General features: G+C 70.6%; 15 protein-coding genes and 2 pseudogenes. 5 read left to right on the top strand and 12 right to left on the bottom strand.

All coding sequences use genetic code 11. The features are described from left to right. Nucleotides 1-16: 16 nt before the first annotated feature. From IG08_RS0142315 to IG08_RS0142260, 12 genes and pseudogenes are all read right to left on the bottom strand, one after another. Nucleotides 17-1,282 carry an alginate lyase family protein gene (locus tag IG08_RS0142315; RefSeq protein WP_030616196.1) on the bottom strand — a complete coding sequence of 422 codons (1,266 nt, stop codon included), beginning with the start codon at nucleotides 1,280-1,282 and terminating at the stop codon, nucleotides 17-19. Continuing rightward, nucleotides 1,279-3,000 carry a glycoside hydrolase family 55 protein gene (locus tag IG08_RS0142310; protein ID WP_234343103.1) on the bottom strand — a complete coding sequence of 574 codons (1,722 nt, stop codon included), beginning with the start codon at nucleotides 2,998-3,000 and terminating at the stop codon, nucleotides 1,279-1,281. Before IG08_RS0142310 ends, IG08_RS0142315 begins: the two co-directional genes overlap by 4 nt. A gap of 421 nt (nucleotides 3,001-3,421) precedes the next feature. Beyond that, entirely contained in the window at nucleotides 3,422-5,755 is a 2,334-nt protein-coding gene (locus tag IG08_RS0142300; RefSeq protein WP_030616191.1) for a glycosyl hydrolase family 95 catalytic domain-containing protein, read from the bottom strand. Between the two features lie 172 nt (nucleotides 5,756-5,927). Next, complete coding sequence (locus IG08_RS0142295; RefSeq protein WP_030616188.1) at nucleotides 5,928-6,815, bottom strand: PfkB family carbohydrate kinase; 888 nt, start codon at nucleotides 6,813-6,815, stop codon at nucleotides 5,928-5,930. A gap of 160 nt (nucleotides 6,816-6,975) precedes the next feature. After that, nucleotides 6,976-7,323, bottom strand: coding sequence for a hypothetical protein (locus IG08_RS0142290; RefSeq protein WP_030616186.1), 348 nt, complete (start codon nucleotides 7,321-7,323; stop codon nucleotides 6,976-6,978). 517 nt (nucleotides 7,324-7,840) lie between these two features. After that, nucleotides 7,841-9,037: an ABC transporter substrate-binding protein gene (locus tag IG08_RS0142280; protein ID WP_030616181.1), complete on the bottom strand. Its 1,197-nt coding sequence runs from the start codon at nucleotides 9,035-9,037 to the stop codon at nucleotides 7,841-7,843. Nucleotides 9,038-9,074: 37 nt separating this feature from the next. Beyond that, nucleotides 9,075-9,941 (bottom strand): ABC transporter ATP-binding protein, encoded by an 867-nt coding sequence (locus IG08_RS63195; protein ID WP_420823313.1) that lies wholly within the window; start codon nucleotides 9,939-9,941, stop codon nucleotides 9,075-9,077. 135 nt (nucleotides 9,942-10,076) lie between these two features. Then, nucleotides 10,077-10,487, bottom strand: a pseudogene (locus tag IG08_RS63190) (ATP-binding cassette domain-containing protein); the annotation flags it as partial. 234 nt (nucleotides 10,488-10,721) lie between these two features. Beyond that, nucleotides 10,722-11,507, bottom strand: a pseudogene (locus tag IG08_RS63185) (branched-chain amino acid ABC transporter permease); the annotation flags it as partial. A gap of 114 nt (nucleotides 11,508-11,621) precedes the next feature. Then, nucleotides 11,622-12,491, bottom strand: coding sequence for a branched-chain amino acid ABC transporter permease (locus IG08_RS0142270; RefSeq protein ID WP_030616174.1), 870 nt, complete (start codon nucleotides 12,489-12,491; stop codon nucleotides 11,622-11,624). 164 nt (nucleotides 12,492-12,655) lie between these two features. Next, nucleotides 12,656-14,026 carry an FAD-dependent oxidoreductase gene (locus IG08_RS0142265; RefSeq protein ID WP_030616170.1) on the bottom strand — a complete coding sequence of 457 codons (1,371 nt, stop codon included), beginning with the start codon at nucleotides 14,024-14,026 and terminating at the stop codon, nucleotides 12,656-12,658. A gap of 107 nt (nucleotides 14,027-14,133) precedes the next feature. Continuing rightward, complete coding sequence (locus tag IG08_RS0142260) at nucleotides 14,134-15,201, bottom strand: NAD(P)-dependent alcohol dehydrogenase (RefSeq protein WP_030616167.1); 1,068 nt, start codon at nucleotides 15,199-15,201, stop codon at nucleotides 14,134-14,136. A 59-nt stretch (nucleotides 15,202-15,260) separates the two neighbouring features. Between IG08_RS0142260 and IG08_RS0142255 the strand changes: the two genes are divergently transcribed. The 5 genes from IG08_RS0142255 (at nucleotide 15,261) to IG08_RS0142235 (ending at nucleotide 19,710) form a co-directional block, all read left to right on the top strand. Further along, entirely contained in the window at nucleotides 15,261-16,067 is an 807-nt protein-coding gene (locus IG08_RS0142255; protein WP_030616164.1) for an SDR family NAD(P)-dependent oxidoreductase, read from the top strand. Nucleotides 16,068-16,183: 116 nt separating this feature from the next. After that, nucleotides 16,184-17,317, top strand: coding sequence for an acyl-CoA dehydrogenase family protein (locus IG08_RS0142250; RefSeq protein WP_030616161.1), 1,134 nt, complete (start codon nucleotides 16,184-16,186; stop codon nucleotides 17,315-17,317). Between the two features lie 103 nt (nucleotides 17,318-17,420). Next, on the top strand, nucleotides 17,421-18,209 hold the full coding sequence (locus IG08_RS0142245) for an enoyl-CoA hydratase/isomerase family protein (RefSeq protein WP_030616158.1): 789 nt from the start codon (nucleotides 17,421-17,423) through the stop codon (nucleotides 18,207-18,209). Further along, the gene (locus IG08_RS0142240; protein WP_030616156.1) at nucleotides 18,194-18,565 is read left to right on the top strand and encodes a Zn-ribbon domain-containing OB-fold protein; all 372 of its coding nucleotides are present in this window, start codon (nucleotides 18,194-18,196) and stop codon (nucleotides 18,563-18,565) included. Before IG08_RS0142245 ends, IG08_RS0142240 begins: the two co-directional genes overlap by 16 nt. After that, nucleotides 18,562-19,710 (top strand): thiolase family protein, encoded by a 1,149-nt coding sequence (locus tag IG08_RS0142235; protein WP_030616155.1) that lies wholly within the window; start codon nucleotides 18,562-18,564, stop codon nucleotides 19,708-19,710. Before IG08_RS0142240 ends, IG08_RS0142235 begins: the two co-directional genes overlap by 4 nt. Nucleotides 19,711-19,723: the final 13 nt, after the last annotated feature.

Here is a 19,723-nt window from a genome sequence, read left to right as displayed (position 1 = left end):
ACCCCAGGCGCTGGGGTCAGCCCGCGATGGAATCGAGCTGCTCGGCGGCCGGGCGCAGTGCCCACAGGTCACCGCCGGGCGGCTCCTCCAGCAAGGGAACGGCTCTTCGTGCCCGCGCGTCGCCGGCATCGGCGGCCGCGTGCACGACGTCCGTGGCCGCATACCGGTGGAACTCGAGCTCCGGATGCGGCCAGGCGGCGGCCCCCGTCGCGGCGGGCAACAGGTAGTCCACCGCCTTGAACAGGCTTTGCCCGTCCGGCCCTTGGTAGGCCCACAGGTTCACGCCGAGGTGCCGGCCGATGGCCGCGAGCCGGGTGTAGGCCACCAGGTCGAAGGTCGAGTAGTGCCAACTCCGGGTCCGGGTCAGTTCTTGGGGCTGGCTGCCGTCGGCTGCGATCTGCGGTGCGATGCGCTTGGTACGGGCGTCGAGGACCGTTCGGCGGGCCAGATCCTTGTCGCCGGTCGCGTACGCGAGGGCGGCGAGCTGCATGTCGTAGAAGGTGCCGTGGTTGTTGGTGGCGGCGCCCTCCTGCTTGCCGAAGTCGCTGTTCTTGAGCCAGTCGAGGAAGTCGGTGTTCCACCGCGCCATGCCGGTGCGGTCCGTCCTGGTCCACCCCGGGGCGCCGGTGGCGAGAAGGGCGAGTGCGTCGACGACGCTGGTGTACGACTGGGAGAAGTCGATGATGCCGATGGCGCGGCCGTCGTACTTGCAGGGGATGAACTGCGCGTGGTTGAGGTTCGGGTTCATCCTCGTGGCCGGATCGAGGAACCAGGTGCGCAGTACCTGCCCGGCCTTCTCGGCGTATCGCTTCTCGCCGGTGTAGTACCAGGTGAGGGAAAGGCCGTAGGCGGAGTCGAAGGTCTTCTCGACGTCCTGGCGGTCGGTGCCGGAGTCGACCTCGGGGTTGCGTTCGCCGTCACGTTGCACATAGGGGCAACCCCACGGGTTGTCGGAGGTCGGGGGCTGGGAGGGCCACCAGTACGGTGCCTGACTGAGGTAGTCGTGGACGTCGCCGCCGGGAGCGGGTCTGGGCTTGTCTACGACTGTCCAGGGGCCCTGGTCCAGCCACTTGTCGGCGCGGGCCGTCAACACCGCGACGGCTCGCCGGAGTTGCGGGTCGCCGCGGTCCAGACGCATCTTCGTCTGCTGGAGACGGGCGCCGTCCAGGACGGCGGTGTGCGGGACCCGGGGCGTGGTCTGTGCCACGACGGGTGCCGATGTGCCTGCGGTGAACGCGGCCAGGGACACCAGGACGACGCAGAGGCGGGATCCTGCCCTCATGACTCCACTCCGTTCATGTGAGTGGACGCGATCTGCCGTTGGGCCTCGAACAGGTTCTGCGGCCGCACCGTGTACGGGCTGCCGTACAGCTCCAGACGCGAGTGGAGATCGCCCGTGAAGTCGGGGACGTCGATCTGGTCGAACTCCGTGACCTCGTCGATGCCGACGGTGGCGGAGTACGGCGCCAGGCCGTCGATCCTGATCAGGCCCGCGCGGCCGTTGGTGACGCGGATGTTCCAGTGTGTGAAGCGGGCGCCGAACAAGGGGCCGGCGCTCGCGTCGCCACCGTGGCGGCCGTTGTTGTTCACGGTGATGTCGGTGCGGACGTTGGCGAAGGGCAGGCCGCGGTGGCTGTCGAAGGTGCCCATCCGCATGTCGCCGCGCGACCAGACGTTGTACGAGGACAGCCCCTCGACGTTGATGCCATGCAGCTGGGTGTTCGACGGTGCGGGACTGGTGCGCTCCTCGATCGTGAAGTCCTCGACGAGGTTGTCGTGTGAGCCCTCGCGGCAGAAGTAGGGGTGGTGGGAGCCGCGGCCGGCGACCCGTGTCCGGCGCAGGGTGCACGCGGAGGCGGCCACGAGCCCGAAGCCGTTGTCGACGTGCCGGACCGTCACGTCATCCACCCAGCAGTCGTACGCGCACTGCAGGACGACGCCGTTGCACCCCTTGTCCAGCAGGTGCGGCTGCTGCGGAGTCTCCGTAGCCTCCAGGGTCAGCCCCTCGACACCTGAGCCCGTCAACTCCGGCACATGGGTGGTCAGTTGGGGGTTCCACTCCGGGCGCAGGTCGAGCGGGAGCGGGCGCTCGAGGGTGACGTGTCGACCACGCACCCGTGCGATGCGAACGGGCCATTCGTAGGGGACGTACGACGTCAGTTTCGTCTTGTCGTCCCAGACATAGGCTTCCGGTCCCGGTCCACCGGCGCACATGTGCTCGAGGAGCGTGTGGTCCGCGTCGTCGGCGAGTCGGAGAAGTACCAGGGAGCCGGGGCGCAGCGACGACGAGTCCGAGACCGTGACTGTCCAGGAGCCCTGCCGCGCCGGGGCGACCCCGGTGAGCGGCCGCCACTCGTCGCGCTGGTTGCCCGTCCAGCCCTCGAAGGGCCACGCCTTCGCCCTGATCGCGGCGACGAGAGAGTCCCAACGCGCCTGCGGGGCCAGCCAGATGAGACCACCCGCCCACGACCAGCCCGACTTGTCGCCGCCGTAGCGGGAGCCGTACGCGCCGATGAGCTCCGTGAGGTTCTTCGTCGCGTAGAGCGTCGTACGGCCGCTGCCGGCGCCCTTGAGGACCACGTTCGAGCGGTTCACGCGGATGACGTCGTCGATACGGAACGTGCCCGGCGGGATGGTGACCGTGCCACCGCCGGCCCTGCCGGCAGCGGCGATGGCGCGGTTGATCGCGGGAGCGGAGTCGGTCGTGCCGTCCGGTACGGCGCCGAAGTCGCGTACGTCGGCGCCGGCGGGGCGGCGGGGGAAGCGCGCCGCCCCGCCGTGGCAACCGGCTCGGCCGACGTAGGGGATCTGCGGGTGAGTGAAGGGAGTGCGGCTGAACTCCCGCCACAGGACCGGGATTCCGGCCGTCGCGGATCCCTGGTCGGCTGCCGCCGAGGTACCGGCGCCGGCGGCAACGGCGACGGCGCTACCCAGCAAGGCCCGCCTGGTCATGCTCATGACATTCGGAGTGCCCATGGCGTCCGTGTGCGCGTTTCTCATGTCCGTTCGTCCTTCCCATGTGCAGTCATGGATGTGAACGACGTTCAGATCTGCGTCGAGCGGTGAGCATGCCACGACGTCCTTGAGTGGGAAAGAGGTTGCGCAGGGGTTAATTGGCTGGGACCTTGCCGCCGGAAGGCGGGCCTGCCGATTCAGATGCATGAACGCCTCTGGCGCAGGAAGCCGCACACCTGCTTGTCGGCAGTACGTTGGTTTCCGCGTCGGCAGCCGCCGGGGCCGAGAGGGTAGGGGGCATCGTCATGCCACAGTTCGTCAAGCGCCTGCGGGCATGGCTGCTCGTGCTGGTGCTGCTCGCCGGTGGACTCGCGGCTCTCGCGCCGGTGGGCAACGGCGGGTGACAGCGGCGCACTGACTCAGTCGGCTCGGGGCGCCGGTGCGATGACGTGGAACTCGCCTGTCCTCAGGCGAGAGGCAGCCCCCAGCGGGGCGCGTCTCCGTTCGGGCGTACGGGCGCGACCGTCAGGTCGGGGCGGTCGCCCTTGGCGGTGATCAGCGCCGACTCACCCTTGCGCAGGGAGACTTGGATCGCGCCGTCGCCGGCGTCGGAGTACCGAAGGGGGCGGCCCCGCCCGTCCCGCACGTCGACCGGCCCCGTGATCCCGTGTCGTACGACGCAGGGTGCGCCTGCCTCACTGACCAGCCGCACCCAGCGCGTGCTGCCGGTCTGGCGGCGCGCGCTCAGCAGGAAGGCGCCCTGCGTACGGAAGTCGTGCACGGCCAGGTCCGCCCAGGCGGCGGGCAGCGCGGGGAACACCCGGATGACGCCGCCCCACGACTGGCACACCATGTCGTGCAGTGACTGGGCCGCCGACAGGGGCGTCTCGATGACCGGCCCCGACTCCTGGTACATGGTGTTGGGCTGGATGTAACGGGTCATCAGCTCACCGAGGTAGTTCAGTGCGTCCTCGCCCTTGCCGAGCAGTGCCGACATGGATGCGGCGCCGGTGAACGTGTAGCCCTGGAGGGCGCCCTCGAAGCCCACCCAGTGCGCCAACGACGTCTCGATCAGGGCGCGTTCGTCGGCGGTTCGGCCGGTCAGCTCGTACAACGGGTAGACCGCGAGCAGATGGGAGTAGTGGCGGTGCGACTTCGCGAAGGGGATGTCCGCTCCGATCATGAAACCGTTCGCGTCCGTCGGATACGGCACGCGTTTCGCCAGCACTTCGCGCCATCGGGGAGTCAACGGATCGTCGATGCCCAGGAGTTCGGCTGATTCGAGCAGGGTGCGGCAGCCCCAGGTCAGGAGCATCAGGTCGTAGTTGCAGTCGCGCGAGTCGCCGCCGTACTCGGGGGAGAAGGTGGCGGGCAGGTGCAGTTTGCCGTCCGGGCCGGGCTCGAGGAAGTGCAGATAGTAGTTGATCGCCTTGCGCAGGAGCGGGAAGAGGACGTCCCGGAGGATCGACTCGTCCATCGTGTGGCGGTAGCTGAGCCAGACGTTGTGCAACGCCCAGGTCAGATTGCCGACTTCGGGGGTCGGCGGGTCCTGGCCGGGGATGCCGACGCCGTAGCCCATGAGCGCGCTGGCCGCGCCGTTGACCAGATGGGGATCGGTGGTGCGGGGGATGCCGAGCGAGTCGGCGCGGTACGGCGGCTCCACCTCCTTGGCGAGGTTGTCCCGGAACTCGCTCAACGACCTGGTGATGGCGTCGAGTTCGAGATGGTTGGAGCCGTGGATGAGCCAGTACTCGAGCTGGGCGTTGAGGTTCCACCAGGTGTTCGGCCACGGTGTGGGTTCCAGCCACGGGCCGCTGGTCGCCATGACCGGGGCGTCGCGGCGGGCGGCGGAGGCGGCTTTGTAGAGCTGGATCCAGTAGAACCGCTGGATGCGGGCGTCGGGCAGGGAGAGGAAGCTCTTGCGGTAGTAGGTGTGCCACCAGGCGCGATGGCCCACTGCCAGGGCGGAGTAGGGCAGTTGTGCCGCGGTGCGGACTGCTTTGAGGGCGCGGCCCAGGGCCGTGTTCTGCGGGTAGGAGTGGGCGACGTGCACGTACAACGTCCGCGTCCTGCCTCTGGTCCGCTCCCGCCACGCGGTGACGTGCTGCCCTCCGGCCAGCAGTGGTTGCACGGATGCGTTGACTCCGTCGTGCTCGGCGACCTCGGCGGGCGGGTTGCCCTGGTAGCCGTCCGGCAGCGGCTTGAAGTCGGCCCGTGGACTGATCGCGTCCGCCGGGTGGAACGCCCATCCGAAGCCGCGCTCGCCCTCACTCGCCGTCACCTCCACGGCGAGGACCGAGCGGTCGTTGTGGACCAGGGCGCGCAGGGCCAGAGTGCCTTTTTCGGTGGTGAGTATGCCGGTCAACTCGGCGTCGTGCAGCGACAGTCGCCAGTCGAGGCCGGTGATGGCGCCCACCGGCTCCAGCGTGAAGTGCCCGATGGGCAGCCGGGCGAGGCCGAAGAGGGAGCCGAACTCGGGGCGGTGGTCCTGCACTTCGGAGTGCTGGACGTTGAAGCGCACGGCCGTCGACGCGGCACCCGGCTCGGCGTAGATCCCTGAGCCGAGGAGGCCGTTGCCGAGGAACGGGCCTTCGTACCAGGCCGTGGGCATTCGCTGCCAGACCAGGTCGGCGTCGTCGAGAACGGTGCGCCAAGGGTCGGCGGAAAGCGCGATGGCCTCGGCGCGGTCGGCAGCCGCCGCCTGGGTGGTCAGGCCCGAGGCCAGCAGTCCGCCACCCAGAGCGGATCCGGTGGCGAGGACGGTACGTCTGGACGGATCGGACGCGGAGGGAGAGGACACGTTGCCTCCAGGCGGGCTCGGCGAATCATCGGAGCTATTCCGCGACGCAACATAGAGAAGGGGGGAGTGTGCGTCAATGCAACGGGATAGATCCGATGTGTTGGCTGCTGCAGGCCGATACGCGTGGCGATCAACTCGACGAGTGGCTCGGCTGCGTCGCCGGGGTGCGGCGTCAGCGCCCCCGCATCCACGCCCGCGTGCCGAACGAGGCACACGCCTGGGAGGCCACTGCGGCCGCACCCCGCAGGGCCTCGGCGAAGCCCTGCGATGTCAAGGGGCCTTGGACCGCGAGGCGATGGGCGAGGGCTCCGTGCAGGATGTCGCCCGCACCCAGGGTGTCCGCCACCGGGACGGCCGGCACATCCACCGTGCCGCTGCCGTCGGGGCCCGCCCACATGATGGGCTGCGCTCCCCGGCTGACCGCCGCCCAGACGACCCCGTGCTCCCGCAGGAACCGCAGGGTGTCCGCCGGCGTGTGCGTGCCGGGCGGGTGGAAGTCGTCCGAGCACACGGCCACGTCGATGAGCGGGAGCAGGTGCTGCGTGCCGGCCTTCCAGCTGCCCCCGTCGAGGACGGTCCGGCGCCCGGCGGCGCGCGCAGCGTGGGCGGCAGCCTGGGCCAGTTCCCTGTGGTGGCCGTCGAACTCGACGATGCCGCAGGCCGCCACCAACGCGTCGAGATCCTCGGGCGGTGCGAGCCGGTACCCCGTCGCATTGGTCGAGACGACGGCTCGGTCCCCGCTGGACGCGGTCACCAGAATGGAGGACACGGCGGGCGACTCGACGGAGTCGGCTGCGAGATCCGACACGGTCACGCCCAGCCGGTTCAGGTCCGCCGCGACCACATGTCCCAGCGGATGGGAGCCGATCGCGGTGAGCAGCCGGGCCGCGCCGCCCAGGTGGGCGAAGGTCGCCGCCGCGTTCGTTGCCGGGCCGCCTGCGGTCACGACCTGCCGGCGGGCCGTCAGTTTCTGGTTGGGCGCGGGTGCGTGGTCCACGAGCTGGATGACGTCCAGGGTGCACAGGCCGACGAACAGCCCTTCAGGGCGTTCCCTCGTCACCGGCTCCACCCACCAGCACCTTTCCCTGTCCGGGCACGCGGCCAGTGTACGAACGGATGGAAACGACAACGCGGCGACGCGGCAGGCCCGGGCGACCCGCCGGACTTCGTGCCGACGCTGGAGGAGTTCCCGGCGCGGCGACGAAGGCCCTGCAGGAGAGCTAGAGCTGGAGCAGCCGTTGGGTGATCTCCCGGTACTGCCTCAGCGCGTGCCGGAGTTCGTCGGACTGCGATCCGGGGTCCTGCTCCTCCCAGCCGGCGCGCAGGAGACCCCGCCGTTCCGCGAGGGCGTTCACGAGCTGGGCGGTGGCTTCGTCGTAGGCGCTCTCGGCCTCTTCGAGGGCCTCACGCGGGGTGTCGGCGAAGGTGTTGAGGGCGTGCCGGAGGCGCACGAGGATCTTGTCCCGTTCGGCCGACGGGAGCAGTGGCTCCGGGCCAGGAGTGCGGCGCTCGGCGGGGCGCGGGGCTTGGCCCGCGGGCTGCTGGGCGCGTGTCTGGTCGTACATCATCGAGGGCTGCTTCCGTTCCGCCTGAAGGCGTCCTTGGTCGTCTCGAGGGCCCGTTTCAGGCTTCCGGAGACCCGGTCGATCGTGTCCCGGCGCTGCAGTCGCCTGGGTTTGAGGGGTACGGCCCGTAGCCGGGGATGGTCGATGGTCGCGGACATCGCGCGAACCCGTCTCCGGACCTCTGCTCGTGGCAGTTGACCGATGTCGTTGCTCACCAGGAACGACACCGGTATCGGGGCCGGTGTGCGAAATGCTCCCGATGAGCTCACGCTACTCCCCGAAGAGGCCGAACGGACCGCTCCTGGACATCGGCTCACGTTCGTCGGAGCTCTGTCCCCGAGGAGGGCTGGTATCCGGCCAGGACCGCGCCGGTTGCGTCGCGAGCGCGGGCCGGGAGCGGTCCCGGCCCGCGCCTTGACGGGTTGGCCTTCAGCCGTTGGGGGCAGCACCGGAAACGTTGGCCGCCCGGGCCGTTGCGGGAGGTGACGGTGGAGGAGCCCGCCGTGCCCGGGCCAGGCGCTCAGTCGCGTGCCGGGGGCGTGTAGAAGTCGCCGACGGATGTCCAGGCGCCGTTCTCCACGACCACTCGCTGCACGCTGCGCGTGCCGAGGTGGTTGCTCGCGCTGAAGTTCATGACCGGCGACACCCCCGGATCCACCTTGCTCGCCTTCTGGTACGCGGCGGTGAGGGACTGGGCCGTGACAGGTCCCTTGACGGTCTTCGCGATCTCGGCGAACACCTTCGCGTTGCTCCAGCCCCACAGGGCGAGGAATCCGGCGCTCTGCCCGGGCTCGTACTTGGCCATCGCGGTCCGGAACTCCTTCACCGCGGGGTCCTTGTCGGAGGGCGCCTTCACCAGCTGTACGGCCTTGAGGCCCTCGGCGGCGTTCTTGGCCAGTGAGAGCGTCGACTCGGCGGCCACGGGCGCGTAGGCGTAGGTGGGCAGGGACAGCCCCTGGAGCTTGGCCTCCTTGAGGAAGGCGGCTGCCTCGGGGGAGGTGAGGATCAGGACCACCGCCTGGGTTTTCGCGGCCTTCACCTTGCTGATCACGGGGGTGTAGTCGGTGGTCTGGTACTTGACCGGCAGCCGGTCGACCTCGACCGAGGGGTCCACCTTCTTCGCTACGGGCTCCACCTGCTCGGCCACGTTCACGAACGCGGCCGGGTCACTGTGCACGACGAGGATCTTCTTCGCGCCGTCCTGCACCGCCCAGCCGGCGATCGCGGCGGCCTGGTCCTCGTAGAGGGTCTGGGTGCCGAACAGGCCAGGGCGCGGCGGTTCGTACCAGGACTCGGTGCCGCCCACCTCGTTGAGGACCGGCACCTTGGACTGGTTGAGGACGAACGGGAAGGCCGCCTCCGCCTGGGAGGTGCCGTTCGCGTTGACGATGGCCACGACCTTGTCCTGGCCGACCAGTTCCCTTGCGATCTGCACGGTCTGCTGCGGGTCGGCCGCGTTGTCCTTGACGGTCCACCGGACCTTGCGGCCGTTGATGCCGCCCTGGGCGTTGAGCATCTTGAAGTACGCGTCGGCGCCCGCCTTCTCGGCCACGCCGTACGTGGCGGTGGCGCCGGTGAGGGGAAGCCACGCGCCGATATGGATCTCGGACGAGCTGCCGGCGGCCCCTGCGGAGTCCTCACCGGCGCACGCGTTGGCGGTCAGTGCCACCGCGGCCAGGACGGCCATCGCGCCCGCGGGGCGGCGGAATTTTCTCATTGTCCGGAACACGGTCCACCTCGTTCACAACGGGATTTCAGTTCATCTGGGAGGTCCGGGCGGTGGCCGCCGCGGTCGTGGCGGCTTCCAGGCCGCCGTTGAAGTACGCCGCTTCCGCCACGGCCGCGAACTCCGGGTCGCCGGGCCGTCCGTGGGCCGCGACGACGCCCTCGTGCAGCACGGCCACCTCGTGGCACACGGACATGGCCCGGCTGAGCAGCTGTTCGAGCAGTACGACGGTCAGCCCGTCGTGGGCCAGCCTGGCCAGCCGGTCGTACACCTCGTCGACCAGGGCGGGGGCCAGCCCGAGTGCCGGTTCGTCGACGATCAGGACGTCCGGCGAGACGATCAGGGCCCGGGCGATGGCGAGCATCTGCTGCTCCCCGCCGGACAGTCCGCCGGCGGAGGCGGACATCCGGTCGCGCAGTCGCGCCGGCAGCCACTGGACGGTCTCCTCCAGCCGCTCGCGCAACGGTGCACCGGTGATGCCCGCCGCATACGCCGCAACTTCGAGGTTCTCGCGCAGGGACAGCGTCTTGAACAGGGCCCGTCCTTCCGGCGCCAGGCTGGTGCGGACGGTTCCGCCCGTCTTCCGGTCGCCCCGGGCCGGTTCCAGCGAGCCGTGCAGGATGCCGGCCAGCGTGCTCTTGCCCGCTCCGTTGGCTCCGGCGACGCCCAGCACGATCCCCTGGCGGACGTCGAGGTCGACGTCGCGCAGGGCGATCACGCCGCCGTAGGTGTGGCCGACCCCGTGCAGGCGGATCATGCTCCGTTCGCCCACGTGCTCGGGCGGCCGTGTCCTGCCGTCGACCGATCCCAGGTACGACGACCGCACCTTCGGGTCCTGGAGAACGGTGTCCGGGGTGCCCTCGCCGATCGTGCGGCCGAAGTCGAACGCGAGCACCCGGTGGGCGACGGAGAAGAGGTCGTCGAGGACGTGGTCGATGACCACTACGGCGGTGCCGCCGGCGTGCAACCGCCTGATGTGCCGTGCCAGCAACGCCCGTTCACCCGCGTCGAGACCGCCGAACGGCTCGTCCAGTATCAGCAGTTTCGGTTCCTCGGCCATCGCACGGGCCAGGTCGAGACGCTTCTGGAGGCCGAACGGCAGTTCTCCGGGGCGGCGGTCGGCCACGTCCGCGAGACCGACGGAGTGCAGCAGGCGCGCGACATCGGCCCGGTCCCCGGGGGTGATGCGGCGCCGGGTGCACAACACGTTCTCCGCGACGGTGAGTTCGGAGAAGACCTCCGCGTGCTGGAAGGTGCGGCCGATGCCCAGCCGCCGCCGTGCGGTCGCCCTGGCCCTGAGGAGGGGCCGGCCGGCGAAGTCGGCGGTCCCGCTGACCCGGCCGTTGCCTGTCAGCCCCGACAAGGCATTCAACAGGGTTGTCTTTCCTGCCCCGTTGGGGCCGATGACGGCCAGGATCTCGTTCTGTCGGAGGGTCAGCGAGGCGTCCTCCAGGGCCTTGAGTCCGCCGTACGAGACCGACATGTGCTCCAGGTGCAGCAGCACGGGGCCGCTGCCCGCAGCCTCGGACGGGGGCCGCAGCGGCGCGTGGTCCGCCGACGCTTCGGCCGGCAACGGGACTTCGGCGTCCGGCCGTCGCGGCACGCGCCGAAGGATGCTCCGCGCGGGCTTGGCGAGGAACGGGACGACGCCACCCGGCAGGAAGAGGAGCACCCCGATCAGCACGAGGCCCTGCACGACCGGCTGAGGCAGCCCGACCGCGGACGACAGCGAAGGGTTCCAGGTCAGGTAGATGCCGCCGGCCACGGCGCCGAGGACGGTGCCGACCCCGCCGAGCACGCACGCCGCGATCAGCGAGATACCGAAGGCCAGCGAGAACGGCTCCGGGCTGACGAACCCGGTGAGCAGTCCGAGCAGCACGCCCGCGAAACAGGTGCACGCCCCGCTCACCGCGAACGACAGCGACGACTGCGCCTCCGGCGCGATGCCGATTGTACGGGCGGCCAGGGGGTGCGACTTGGCGGCCACCAGCCGCATCCGCAGCCCCGAGGCGGCAGCCGGCACGGCCAGCGCGAGTACGACGGCGGCGGCGCCGACCGCGAGGTACTGGGCCTCGGCGCCACCACCCAGGAGGGTGCCGAAGCCCAGGGCACTGCGCAGCTGGATCACCGGCACTCCCTGGTCGCCGCCGGTCACGCTGCTCCAGCGGTTGATCAACTCCAGGGTGACCGTGGTGAAGGCGAGGGTCAGCAGGGCGATGTAGAGCACCGAGAACCTGGCACCCGCGTACCCCAGGAAGGCGCCCAGGGCGGCACCGGTGGCGACGGCTCCGAGGACCACTGCTTCCAGGGGCCAGTCGTGGCCGCTGCCGTACGCGGCGAAGTAGGCGCCGATGGCGAAGAACGCGGGGTGGCCCACGGACCAGATGCCGGACCAGCCGGCGAGCAGGCCGACCGACAGCACGACCATCGTGTACACGGCCGCGAGCCCCACCGAGTACATCTGGTACGCGGGGATCGCGCCGGAGGCCATGAATGCCATGAGCACCGCGCCGGCGGCCGGGCCCAGGGCGGCCCTCGCCAGGAGGGAACGGTTGAAGACCATGGATGCGACCCCTCAGACCCGTTGGAAGGTGCGGGTGCCGAACATGCCCTGCGGACGGATCAGCAGCACCAGCACGGTGAACGAGAACACGAACGTGTCCCGGAAGCTGGCGGAGACGTAGTTCGCCGCCAGGTTGTCCAGGACACCGATGGTCAGCCCGCCGAGGACGGCGCCGTACATGCTGGTCAGTCCGCCCAGGAAGATTCCGGCGAAGGCCCGGAAGAGGGGGGCGACCAGTGCGGTGGGCACCAGGCCGGACCGCGGTGCGTACAGGCAGGCGGCGAGTGCGGCGAGACCCAGGCCGAGCGCCCAGGAGATCCTGGCGAGCCGTTGCGAGCTCAGCCCGATCACGCGGGCGGTGTCCGCCGACTCGGCCGCGGCGCGCATGGCCGAGCCGAGCGTGGTGCGGGCGAACAGATAGCCCACCAGCGCCATCGCCACGGCGGCCACGGCGATCGTCACCAGGCTCTGGACCGGCACCGCGGCGCCCGACCAGCGCACCGTCCCGTCGACCAGGCTGGGGAAGTCCTTGGGCTGGTCGCCCCAGATCGATCCGGCCGTGCTCTCCGCGACCAGGGACACGCCCATCGTCACGACGAGCGCGGAGAACAACTGCCCCTGCCCCAGCGGCCGGATCACCGTCTCCCGCACCACCAGGCCCGCCGCCACGGTGATCGCGACGGCGGCGAGGATGCCGAGCACCGTGGCCACACCACGGTCGTGGAGCGAGAGCGCCACGTACAGACCCAGGGTCGCGAGCGACGCCATCGCGAAGTTCACGACGTCCGTGGCCCGGTAGATGATGACCAGCCCGAGACCCATGAGGCCGTAAACGGCTCCACTCGCCACACCGCTGACCAGAACAAGCAGGAACTGACTCACAGTCCCTCCCTCGTGGAAGAGCGCGTTCGCGCCACGCATGCAGGCAGCGCGTTCACGTCACGCATTGCGAAGTCAAAGTGAACTCACTTCAGTAAGCTAGGCACTGCGGTGCCGGACGGGCAAGACTCGTGCACGGGATTTGTGCCGTCCGCCCGGTCCGAGGCTCAGTGCCCGACGGCCGTCGGCGTCTCGGTGAGCGCGGTCCGTGCCGCTGCCAGGCCGAACACCAGCGCCGGGGCGAGGCCGCCCGCATAGGCGCGCCGGTACAGTCCGCCCGCGTCCGCACCGGCCGCCAGCAGACCCGGCACCGTACTGCGGCCGCCCCCGACCCCGCCCCCGTCCGCGGACAGGACGTTGGCCCCGGTGTCGATCAGCAGGCCCCCGAAGGCGAACGTGATCGCAGGCTCGGCCTCGATGACGTAGAAGGGCGGCTCGTCCAGCGGCCGGGAGTCGAGCAGGCGCCCGGGCGTTGTGGCGCCGCCCGCACGCGCGGTGGCGTTGAACGCCTCGATGCGGTCACGGACCGTGGCGCCGGGAAAGCCCCACTCCTCGGGCATCGAAGCGAAGTCCTCCAGACTGTCCGCCACCGCGCTGCGGGCGCCGGCGCGATGGCACAACTGGAACTTGTCCACGCCGGGGATGCCTTCGACGTACGAGGCGCTGATCCACTCCCGGTGCACGCGCGCGTCTGCGACCAACAGGCCGCGGGCGCCCGGTCGTTCCAGCAGCGCCATCGTGGTGAGATGGTCACCGGCCGTCTCATCGACGAAGCGCTCGCCAGTGGTGTCGAACAGCAGGGCGTGCTCGCTGTAGTAGAGCGCGAGGTCGACGAAGCGCGCGGGGTCGGCCAGGGAGACGCCCGCCGGCATCAGGTGCCCGTAGAACCCCGCGTCCTTCTTGCCGAACGCCGCTCCCGCGGCTCGGCCGAGAGCGAGTCCGTCACCCCGGCTGTGCGGGTTGGCCCGCAGTCCCATGTCCGCGGCCTGGGCGTGGAGGTGCTGGGCGCGCAAGCGTGGATCGCCCTGGAAGCCGCCGGTGGCGAGCATGGTCCAGGCGGCCTCGATCCGGCGCGCGGAACCGTCCGGCAGGAGGCACTCCGCGCCTTTCACCACACCGTTCTCCGTCAGGAGGGTGCGGGTCGGGGTGCCGGTCAGCACGTCCTGGCCCCGGTCGCGGATCAGCCGCTCGCACGTGTCGAGGTAGTGGTTGGTGTCGAGCTGATGCCCGCGGCCGAAGCCCAGGACGGGCACCGGTGGTTTGCACTCCACGCCGAGCGACCGGATCCAGGCCACGCCCTCGGCGAATCCGTCCACCAGGGCCGCGGCCAGTTCCGGATCGCCGTCCGGATTGACCCGGCGCAACTCCTCGACGGTCGGAGCGGTCCATACGAAACCGGCGAAGCGGGCGGAGCCGCCGGTGTGTTCCGCCTTCTCCACCAGCACCACCGAGCCGCCCTCGGCCGCCACCCGGGCGGCGGCCGAGAGGCCGGCCATCCCGCCGCCTATCACCAGCAGATCCACTGTGTCCGCATCCATAGCGGGTCCCACCGCCTTCGTGTCACTGACTGCAGCAAGACGCTAATTGAACTCACTTCTGTAGTCGAGAGGCCGGCAGGGGCGCGGTGTGGACATGCGAGTTCTGGTCAGTCGACGACGAGAACCGCGCGTCCCCGCACGCTGCCCGAGCGAAGCCTCTCGATCGCTTCCGTGGCGCCCGACAGCGCGAACCGCTCGACCTCCACTCGCAGGGCCCCCTCGCGGGCCAGCGCGACGACCCTCCCCAGCTCGGGCAGGGTTCCCCAGAAGGGCAACGAGATCCGCGCTCCGGGAGGGAGCGCACCGGGCTTGCGGACCGTCAGTTCGCCGCCTCCGCTTCCGACCACGGCCAGTTCCCCGCCCGCGCGCAGCACGGCGATCGCGAGCTCCAGACTGGAGTGGCTGCCGACGAAGTCGAGCACGGCCGCCGCCCCTGTCCCGCCCGTCCGGCTCCGGAGAACCTCCGCGGTGTCGGGCCGCAGGAGCGTCCCGAAGTGCGCGCCGCACTGGTCGGCCAGGGCGAGCGCCTCCTCCCGTACGTCCACCGCCAGCACCTGGGCGGTCGTCGTGGCCCGCAGGATCTGGACGGCCAGATGTCCCAGTCCGCCGATCCCGAGTACGACCACGTCGGCGCCGCAGGTGAACGAGGGTCGGACGGTGGCGACGGCGTGATACGCGGTGAGCCCGGCGTCCGTCAGGGGTGCCGCTCGGACCGCGGCCAGGTCGCCGACCGGGACCAGCAGCCGGCCGGACGGGGCGAGCAGTACGTCGGCCATCCCGCCGTCGCGTCCGAGCCCCGCTCCGGTGCCGGCCTGGTTCGTGTCGAGGGTCGGACGCCGGTCGCAGTAGTTCTCGGCGCCCGATGCGCAGTGCGCGCAGTGCCCGCAGCCCCAGGGGCCGTACACGACCACGCGTTCGCCGACCGACGGGCCCACGGCCTGCGGCCCGCGCTCCACCACCCGGCCGGCAACCTCGTGACCGAGCGTGAACGGAGTCCGGTAGGGGAGGTCGCCCGGCCGGGCGTCGATGACATGGAGGTCCGACCGGCACAACCCGGCTGCCTCGACCTGCACCAGCACCTCTTCGCCCGTCGGTACAGGTCGCGGCACCTCGGTGAGGACCGGTGGGCCGCCCCAGCGGGTCAACCGGACCGCTCTTGTCCTGCCTGTTGACATGCGTGAGACCGTAGCAAAAATGAAGTCAGTTCAGTAGATCGGGTGAGGGGTGATCCGGCATGGATGACGAGTCCGGCAGCGGAGGGACGGGACGCTTCGACGGACGAGTGGCTCTGGTCACCGGCGCGGGCTCCGGCATCGGTGCCGCCGTCGCCCGGCGGCTCGCCGCGCAGGGCGCGGAGATCTTCGCCGGGGACATCGACGGTGCGGCGGTCGAGGCCGTCACCAAGGAACTGCCCGGCGCGCACCCGCTGACCGTGGACGTCACCGACTCCACCGAGGTGGACCGGGCCTTCGACCAGGCCGTACGGATGGGCGGGCGCCTGGACGTGGTGGTGCACGCGGCCGGGGTCGACGACCCCACGGCCAAGGAGTGGATCGCCGAGGCGCTGCTCGCCGACCGACCGCCCGAGGTGACCGGAAGGCTCGGCGACGACTCCTGGCGGCGCGTCCTGCGCGTCAACCTCGACGGCACCTTCCACGTCCTGCGCGCCGCCCTGCGCGTCATGGTGCCCGCACGGTCCGGTGCCGTCGTCACCATCGGTTCCTCCTCGGCCTTCGACACCCTGGCCGGCTACCCGCACTACGCCGCCTCGAAGGCCGGAGCGCATGCGCTGAGCCAGGCCGTCGCCAAGGAGGCGATCGCGTTCGGCGTCCGGGTCAACACGGTGGCGCCGGGTCCGACGGAGACGGGGATGGCGGCGCGGACGCCTGTGGCGCTTCGGCAGGGGTTCGTCGACCGGCGTGTCCGTCCCTACGCCACTCCGGAGGAGATCGCCGACATTGCCTTGTTTCTGGCGAGCGAGGAGGCGGCGAATCTCGTGGGGGCCGTGCTGCTTGCCAATGGTGGTCGATTCACCGTGTGAGGACTCATCCGTTGTGGGCGGCTGCGGGTTGTTCGTGACTGGTCGCGCCCACGCGGCGGAGCCGCACATGTCACAGCCCCGCGCCCCTGAGGTGGGTGTGGGCGAGGGAGGTCTGGATGTTCCGGCTTGATGCCGATCCCACGCTGCTGCTGGAGACGGAGGAGCAGCGCCAACTGCGAGTGGTTCTAAGCGACTTGCTCGCCGAGACCTGCGGCCCCGAGACGGTTCGCCAACAGACCGAGAGCCCGCGCGGATACGACGAGGTGCTCTGGCACCGCCTCGCCGGCGAGATCGGAGTGCACGGGCTCGCCCTGCCCGAGGAGTACGGCGGGGCCGGGTACACCTTCGCCGAACTCGCCGTCGTCCTGCAGGAGACGGGGCGCGTGCTGTGTCCCGCGCCGTTGCTGCCGACCGTCGTGCTGGCCGGACAATCCCTGCTGAGCAGTGGCGACCGGCAGGCCTGCGCACGCTGGTTGCCCGGGATCGCCTCGGGTGCGCTCACGGCCACCGTCGCCGGATTCCTGCACCCTGCACAGGTGACGGCCGAGCGGGGTCCCGACGGCTGGGTGCTGTGCGGTGAGGCCGACTTCGTACCCGACGGAGAGGGTGCCGATCTGCTGGTGGTCGCGGCCCGTGCGCCGGACGGGGAGCGGTTGTTCGCCTGCGAGCCGGACGCCACGACCTGCGACCGAACGGCTCGCCGCGTACTCGACCCCACCCGGCGTCAGGGGCACGTCCGCTTCCGTGGAGTCCCGGCGGACCCGGTCGGTGAGGCCGGGCAGGCCCCGGCAGTCGTCGATGCCGTACTCGACGCCGGACGGGTGGCGCTGGCCGCCGAGCACGTCGGAGGCAGCGCGCACGCCCTGGACGCCACACTGGAGTACGTAGTCCATCGAACTCAGTTCGGTCGGGTCGTCGGCTCGTTCCAAGCGATCAAACACCGACTGGCCGACCTTCTCGTCGCGATCGAGGGTGCCCGCTCGGCGTCGGCGTACGCGAGCGCCTGCCTTGCCGTGGAGGCTCCGGAACTGCCGGTCGCCGCCGGCGCCGCGGCCGTCGCGTGCACCGGTGCGTATCGCCTGGCCACTGCCGAATACGTCCAGCTCCACGGCGGAATCGGCTTCACCTGGGAGTACTCGGCCCATCTGTATGTGCGCCGGGCGCGGGCCGACGAGGCGCTGTTCGGCACGGGTGACGACCACCGTCTGCGCCTGGCCGGCCTGCTCGGCCTCACCGGGTGCACGGACTGATCACTCGTCGGGCGCACTGAGCGGCCACTGTTTCCCGGACCATTGACAGGGGCAACCACTGCCCACAGAATCGTACTGAATTCAGTTCAGGTTGGAGGAGCTCATGGCAGTCGAAGACGAGATCCAATTCGAGCGGGACGGTCACGTGGCGCGGGTCTGGCTGAACCGCCCGCACAAGAAGAACTGCGTGACCGTGCCGATCCTGAACCGGCTGGACGAGATCATCACCGAGGTCGACGCGGACCCCGAGCTGCGCGTGCTGGTCCTGCGCGGGCGTGGCAACACCTTCTGCTCCGGGTTCGACCTGGACAGTCTCCAGGCCGACTTCGTCGGCAGGTCCAATGCCATCGACGTCGCCGTGCTGTCGGCGAAGGTCTGCGACCGGCTGTACTCGATGAGGACCCCGTCGATCGCCGTCCTCGAGGGTCATGTCACCGCGGGCGGCTTCGAGTTGATGATCTCCTGTGACTTCGCGATCGCCGCGGACGACGCCCTGATCGGTGACTTCCACATCCGCCGGGCCCTGTTCGGCGGGGCGGGGCCGATCTACCGGGTGCCGCGCATGATCGGCGTCCGCAAGACCAAGGAGCTCATGCTCACCGGCAAGCTGCTGACCGGCGTCGAGGCCGCCGAGTTCGGTCTCATCAACGCCTCGGCGCCCGCCGACAAGCTCGACGCCACGGTCGAGGAGTTCGCCGGGGACCTGACCGACAAGAGCCCGTTCACCATGTGGATCACCAAGATGACCATCGACCGGAGCCTCGACGCCGACATCCAGTCGCTGATGGTCATGGAGCACCTCGCGGTCGGCGTGATGCTCAACTCCGAGGACGCGGCGGAGGGTGTGGCGGCGTTCCTGGACAAGCGGGAGCCGCAGTGGAAGGGCCGCTGAGCACCGCACCGCAGACCGGGAGCCGGCTGCGCGGCTCCCGGTGCGCCGACTGCGCGGTGGCCGTCTACCCCGCCGACCCGGCGTGCCCGCGCTGCGGGGGACCGGCCGAGCCGGTCGTGCTCTCCGCCACGGGCACGCTGTGGACCTGGACCGTGCAGCGGTACGCGCCCAAGTCGCCGCCGTACGTCCCACCGGCCTCCGGATTCGCGCCGTTCACCCTCGGATACGTCGAACTGCCGGAAGGCGTACGCGTGTTGGCCGTCCTCGATGTCCGGACCGAGGACGCGGAGATCGGTATGCCACTCGCGATCACGGCGGGGGACGGTGTGCCGAGGGCCACGGGAGCCGTCGTATGAGCGGCGAGGACGTACTCGTCTGCGGCGCCGGGATCACCTCCTTCGCCCGTACGGAGGCGAGCGGCCGGCAGTTGGCCGTGCAGGCCGTACGAGCCGCTCTCGCCGACGCCGCACTGCCGTGGTCGCGGGTGCGGGCCGCGTACGGCGGCAGCGACGCCGCCGGCAACGCCGACACGCTCGTCGCCGAACTCGGCCTGACCGGAGTGCCGTTCACCAATGTGCGCAACGGCTGCGCGACCGGCGGGAGCGCCCTGGTGTCGGCCGTGGGCGCGATCCGGTCCGGGGCGGCGGACGTGGCCCTCGCGGTCGGTTTCGACAAGCACCCGCGCGGCGCCTTCGACCCGCGGCCCGCCGACTGGGGGCTCGACGAGGCCTACGGCCGCGACGGGCTCATGGTCACCACGCAGTTCTTCGCCATGAAGATCCAGCGGTACATGCACGATCACGGCATCAGCCCGCGCACGCTCGCGCAGGTCGCCGAGAAGGCGTACGCGAACGGAGTGCTCAACCCGTACGCCTGGCGCCGCAAGCCGCTGGACGCGGACGAGATCCTGGCATCCGGCATGGTCAACGACCCCCTGACCCGGTACATGTTCTGCTCGCCCGGTCAGGGCGCCGTCGCGCTGATCCTGTGCACCAAGGCGGTGGCCCGCGAACTCGGCGGAACGCCGGTCGGGCTGAGGGCGGCCGTCGTACGGACCCGCCGGTTCGGCTCCTTCGAGGTGTTCAGCCCCTGGGCGCCGACCGGGACGCCGACGAGCGTGAGCGCGGATGCCGCGCAACACGCCTTCGAGGAAGCCGGGTTGGGGCCGCGCGACATCGACGTGTGCCAGCTGCAGGACACCGAGAGCGGTGCCGAGGTGATGCACATGGCCGAGTGCGGGTTCTGCGAGCACGGCGAGCAGGAGTCGCTCATTCCGTTCGGGGCGACCGGAATCGGCGGCTCGCTGCCCGTCAACACCGACGGCGGCTGCATCGCCAACGGCGAGCCCATCGGCGCTTCCGGACTGCGCCAAGTCCACGAGGTCGTACAGCAGTTGCGCGGCCGGGCGGGCGAGCGGCAGGTGCCGGACGATCCGTCGGCCGGCTTCACCCACGTGTACGGGGCGCCGGGTGTCAGCGCCTGCACCGTGATGACCCGCTGAGCCGATCGATGAG

The organism is Streptomyces fulvoviolaceus, assembly GCF_000718165.1.
Classification (GTDB): Bacteria; Actinomycetota; Actinomycetes; order Streptomycetales; family Streptomycetaceae; genus Streptomyces; species Streptomyces fulvoviolaceus.
This window is presented reverse-complemented; position numbering and strand designations above follow the sequence as displayed.